This is a genomic window from Rhizobacter sp. P5_C2 (assembly GCF_054049715.1).
The window spans coordinates 1-4,891 of the sequence record NZ_JBFULV010000198.1; the positions used below are offsets into that span (position 1 = coordinate 1).

Annotated in this window: 5 protein-coding genes; all 5 read left to right on the forward strand. The window is 72.2% G+C overall.

Going from position 1 to position 4,891, the window contains the following annotated elements:
- A partial coding sequence (locus ACXJLU_RS32695) for a formate dehydrogenase accessory protein FdhE (protein ID WP_457337900.1) occupies window positions 1–732 on the forward strand: 732 nt, incomplete at its 5' end.
- Window positions 732–2,210: an L-seryl-tRNA(Sec) selenium transferase gene (selA, locus tag ACXJLU_RS32700; RefSeq protein ID WP_457337901.1), complete on the forward strand. Its 1,479-nt coding sequence runs from the start codon at window positions 732–734 to the stop codon at window positions 2,208–2,210. The genes ACXJLU_RS32695 and selA, both read left to right, overlap by 1 nt.
- A gap of 13 nt (window positions 2,211–2,223) precedes the next feature.
- A complete protein-coding gene (locus ACXJLU_RS32705) occupies window positions 2,224–3,339 on the forward strand; it encodes an acyl-CoA dehydrogenase family protein (RefSeq protein WP_457337902.1) in 1,116 nt (371 codons plus the stop codon).
- A 398-nt stretch (window positions 3,340–3,737) separates the two neighbouring features.
- Window positions 3,738–4,598: a phosphate/phosphite/phosphonate ABC transporter substrate-binding protein gene (locus ACXJLU_RS32710; protein ID WP_457337903.1), complete on the forward strand. Its 861-nt coding sequence runs from the start codon at window positions 3,738–3,740 to the stop codon at window positions 4,596–4,598.
- A partial coding sequence (locus tag ACXJLU_RS32715) for a sulfurtransferase TusA family protein (protein ID WP_457337904.1) occupies window positions 4,576–4,891 on the forward strand: 316 nt, incomplete at its 3' end. The genes ACXJLU_RS32710 and ACXJLU_RS32715, both read left to right, overlap by 23 nt.

Sequence of the window (4,891 nt, forward strand, 5' to 3'; positions counted from 1 at the left end):
GCCGAGCACTGGCCGCGCGACCCGGCCTGGCGCGACGGCCTGCGCCGCCTGCTCCATGCGCTGCTGCCGCGGCTGGCCGGCAGCCCCGCGCTGGCGGCGGTGCGTGCGCTGAAGGATTCCAGCAGCCGCGACGACGCCTGGCTCGATCAACAGGCCGACCGCCTGCTGACCGGCGTGATGCTCGGGCTGGACCTGGCCGCCGCGCCGCTGATCGCCGCGGCGCTGCAGGTGTACTGGATCCACCTCGTGCTCGCGACGCAGCAGGCGCGCGGCGACGACCGCCTGCCGCCCTTCGGCCGCACCGACGACGCGACGCTGTGCCCCTGCTGCGGCAGCCGGCCGACGGCCAGCATCTCGCGCATCGGCGGCGATGCGGGTTTTCGCTACCTGCACTGCGCGCTCTGCGCTGGACAGTGGCACATGGTGCGGATCAAATGCACGCACTGCCTGGGCACCCAGGGCATCCACTACCAATCGCCGCAGCGCGTGGGCACCGACAGCACCGACGCCAAGCCGGCGATCGAAGCCGAGACCTGCGATGCCTGCGGGCACTACCTGAAGATCGTCCACATGGAACGCGATGCCTTCGTCGAACCGGTCGCCGACGACCTCGGCTCGGTGACGCTCGACCTGCTGGTCAGCGAGGCCGGCTTCCAGCGCCACGGCGTCAACCTCATGCTGCTGTTCGGCGACCCCGACGACCCCAGCGGCGACGACGGCGGAGGCGGCTGATGGACCGACCCGAGACGTCCGTGGTTCACGGCGGCGGGTCGGGCGAAGACGGGCACCGCAGCGAGCGGGCCCGGCCGCAGGACCTGCCGTCGATCGACAAGCTGCTGCGCAGCGACGCCACGCGCGCGCTGCTCGACGCGCACGGCCACACGCTGGTGGCCGGCGAGGCGCGTGCGCTGCTCGACGGTCTGCGCACGCAGGCGGTGGCCGGCGAGCTCGCCTCGCTCGCGCTGCAGCCCGCAGCGCTGGCAGCGGCGCTCGCCACGCGCGTGCAGGCCAAGCTCGCGCCTCGGCTGCGCACGGTGATCAACCTGACCGGCACCGTGATCCACACCAACCTCGGCCGCGCGCTGCTGGCCGACAGCGCGCTGCAGCACCTGCTGGCGGTGATGACGGCGCCGAACAACCTCGAATACGACCTCGCGTCGGGCGGCCGCGGCGACCGCGATTCGATCGTCGAGGACCTGCTGTGCACGATCACCGGCGCGGCCGCGGCGACGGTGGTCAACAACAACGCGGCGGCGGTGCTGCTGACGATCGCGGCGCTGGCGCGCGAGCGCGAGGTGATCGTCTCGCGCGGCGAGCTGGTCGAGATCGGCGGCGCGTTCCGCATGCCCGACGTGATGGCCAGCGCCGGCGCCGAGATGGTCGAGGTGGGCACCACCAACCGCACGCACGCGCAGGACTACGAGCGCGCGATCACGCCGCGCACCGGCCTCGTGATGAAGGTGCACACCAGCAACTACGCGGTGCAGGGCTTCACGCACGCGGTCGACGAGGCGACGCTCGCCGGCATCGCGCATGCGCACGGGCTGCCGCTGGCCACCGATCTCGGCAGCGGCTCGCTGGTCGACCTGGCGCAGTACGGGCTGCCGCGCGAGCCGCTGCCGCAGGAGATGCTGGCGGCCGGCTGCGATGTCGTCACGTTCTCGGGCGACAAGCTGCTGGGCGGGCCGCAGGCGGGCTTGATCGTCGGCAGCCAGGGCGCGATCGCGCGCATCCGCAAGTTCCCGATGAAGCGCGCGTTGCGCATGAGCAAGCTGCCGCTGGCAGCGCTGGAGGCGACGCTGATGCTGTACCTGCGGCCCGAGCGGCTGGTGCACGACCTGCCGACGCTGCGGCTGCTGACGCGCCCGGCGGACGCGATCCGCGCGATGGCCGTGGGGCTGTTGCCGGCGGTCGCGACCGCGGTGGCGCCGCGCTTCGAGGTGCAGGTGGTCGAGCTGATGGGGCAGATCGGCTCCGGCTCGCTGCCGGTGGAGCGCTTGCCGTCGGCCGGGCTGGCGTTCGCGCCGGCCGGTGCGTCGAAGAAGGGCATCGGCTCGGCGCTTGATGCGCTCGCCGCGGCGCTGCGCGCGCTGCCGCAGCCGGTGATCGGCCGCATCGCGCAGGACAGGCTGCTGCTGGACCTGCGCTGCCTGGAAGACGCTGCACTGTTCACCCGCCAGCTGCAGGCCTTGCATGAACTGTTGATGTAGCCAAGGAGACCCGATGGACCCGATCGACACGCTCGCCCGCATCGTCACCGACACCGTGGAGCCGCTCGCGCTGCGCACGGACCGAGAGGGACGCTTTCCGCGAGAGACGATCACCGCGCTGGGCGAGGCCGGGCTGCTCGGCCTGGTGTCGGCCCCAGCGGTCGGCGGGCTCGGCCTGGGGCTGAAGGAGGCCAGCCAGGTCGTCTCGCGCCTCGCGCAGGCCTGCCCGTCGACCGCGATGATCGTCTGCATGCACTACTGCGCGGTCGCGGTGATCGAGTCCGCCGGCCAGCCCGCCGTCCGCGAGGCCATCGCGCGCGGCCGGCACCTGAGCACGCTCGCGTTCTCCGAGGCCGACTCGCGCAGCCACTTCTGGGCGCCGACCGGCACCGCGCGCGCCGAAGGCAACGCGGTGCTGCTCGACGCGCGCAAGAGCTGGGTCACCTCGGCCTTCGAGGCCGACAGCTACGTCTGGTCGAGCAAGCCGCTGGCGGCCGAAGGCGCGAGCACGCTGTGGTTCGTGGATGCCAAGAGTGACGGTCTGAGCCAGCCCGGCGCGTTCGACGGGCTGGGGCTGCGCGGCAACGCATCGACGCCCATCACCGCGCGCGGCGTGCGCATCGCCGCGGCCGACCGGCTGGGCGAGGACGGCAAGGGCTTCGACACGATGATGGGCGTGGTGCTGCCGTGGTTCTCGGTGCTCAGCGCGTCGTGCTCGGCCGGGTTGATGGAAGGCGCGTTGTCGCGCGCGATCGGCCACGTCGGCCAGACGCGCCACCTGCACCTCGACAGCTCGCTGGCCGACCTGCCGACGATCCGCGCCTACCTGGCCCGTGCGCGCATCAAAGCCGACATGGTGCAGGCGTTGGTCGACGACACGCTGGCGGCGATCGGCGGTGGCCGCGCCGACACGATGCTGCGCGTGCTGGAGGTGAAGGCGGCCGCGGCCGAAGCCGCGCTGGAGGTGACCGATACCGCGATGCGCGTGTGCGGTGGTGCGGCCTTCCGCAAGGAGGCGGGCATCGAGCGGCTGTTCCGCGACGCGCGCGCATCGAGCGTGATGGCGCCGACCTCGGACGTGCTGTACGACTTCATCGGCAAGGCCATCAGCGGCCTGCCGCTGTTCTGAGAGCGACGCAGGGTCGAAGGAATCCGGAACATGGACGGCGACCGATTCGTGCACCCTGCCCGACTGGCGCATTGCGCCCCGTTCGGGCTCAGCCCCTCCCCGTTCGCCCTGAGCCTGTCGAAGGGTCGGACTGAGCTTGTCGAAGGCCGTGCGCGCTTCGGGCACAACCCTTCGACGGACGGGCCTTCGACAGGCTCAGTCCCTGCTCAGGGCGAACGGGGTTTCCGTGCAACCGCCGGGTCCCTTCGAGGACCTGATGTGCTCATGGCGAACGGAATCTTCACCCCTCCCCATGCGGAGGCTGAGCATCCCCCGTTCGGGCTGAGCCTGTCGAAGCCCTGTTCGCCATGCCGGCGACGCATTCGCAGACCCATTCGCCTCCAAGGACACCCAGGACAATGAGCAACTCCACCTTGATCATGGGCGCCGTGGCCTACGCGCCCAAGGTCGTCACGATCTGGGAAGGCTTCAAGGCCTTCTTCGCGCGCCACGGCCTGGCCTTCGACTACCTGCTGTACTCCAACTACGAGCGCCAGGTCGAGGCGCAGTTCGACGGCGCGATCCACCTGGCCTGGAACTCGCCGCTCGCGTGGGTGCGCGCCGACCGCCTGGCCCGCGCGCGCGGCCAGGCCGTGCAGGCGGTCGCGATGCGCGACACCGACTGCGACCTGCGCTCGGTGGTCGTCGTGCGTGCCGACAGCCCGCTGCAGGCACTCGCCGACCTGCGCGGCACGCGCGTCGGCACCGGTGCGATCGATTCGCCGCAGGCCACGCTGATCCCGCTCGGGCTGCTGCGCGGCCACGGGCTGCTGGCCGGCCGCGACTTCACGCTGCGCCGCTTCGACGTGCTCGGCGGCAAGCACGGCGACCACATCGGCGGCGAGCGCGATGCAGCCGTCGCGCTGCTGGCCGGCGAGGTCGACGCCTGCTGCCTGATCGACAGCAACCACCTCGCGTTCGGCCTCGACGGCACGCTGCCGGCCGGCAGCACGCGCGTGATCGCGCGCACCGATCCCTACGACCACTGCAACTTCACGACCAGCCCGGGCGCGCCGGCGGCCTTGATCGACCGCTTCACATCGCTGCTGCTCGCGATGCGCTGGGACGATCCGGAGGTGCGTCCGCTGCTCGAGCTGGAGGGGCTGCGCGCGTGGCGCACCGGCCGCACCAGCGGCTACACGCTGCTCGAGCGAGCAGTCGACGACGAACGGTTCTACAGCGATGACGGCCGCATCCTTGCCAGCGACTATCGATATTGAATCGCTGGCGCTGGACCAGGGCGCGTTGCTGCTGGTGCGCCGCGCGCTGGCCGCCCTCGCCGATGGCGACGAGCTGCGCGTGCGCGGCCGCGCCGACGCGTGGGACCTGCACCTGGCCGCGTGGTGCCGGCAGCAGGGCCATGCGCTGCGCTTCGAGACCGATGCGCAGGGTCACCTGCAAGGCGTGTTGCCGCGCGGCCCGTCGGCCGACGGTCGCTGGCGCGGCGCGCAGCGCGCCGGCCCCGCGACCGACGACGACACCACCGCCGCTGAAGCGCGCGCCGACTGGGGCC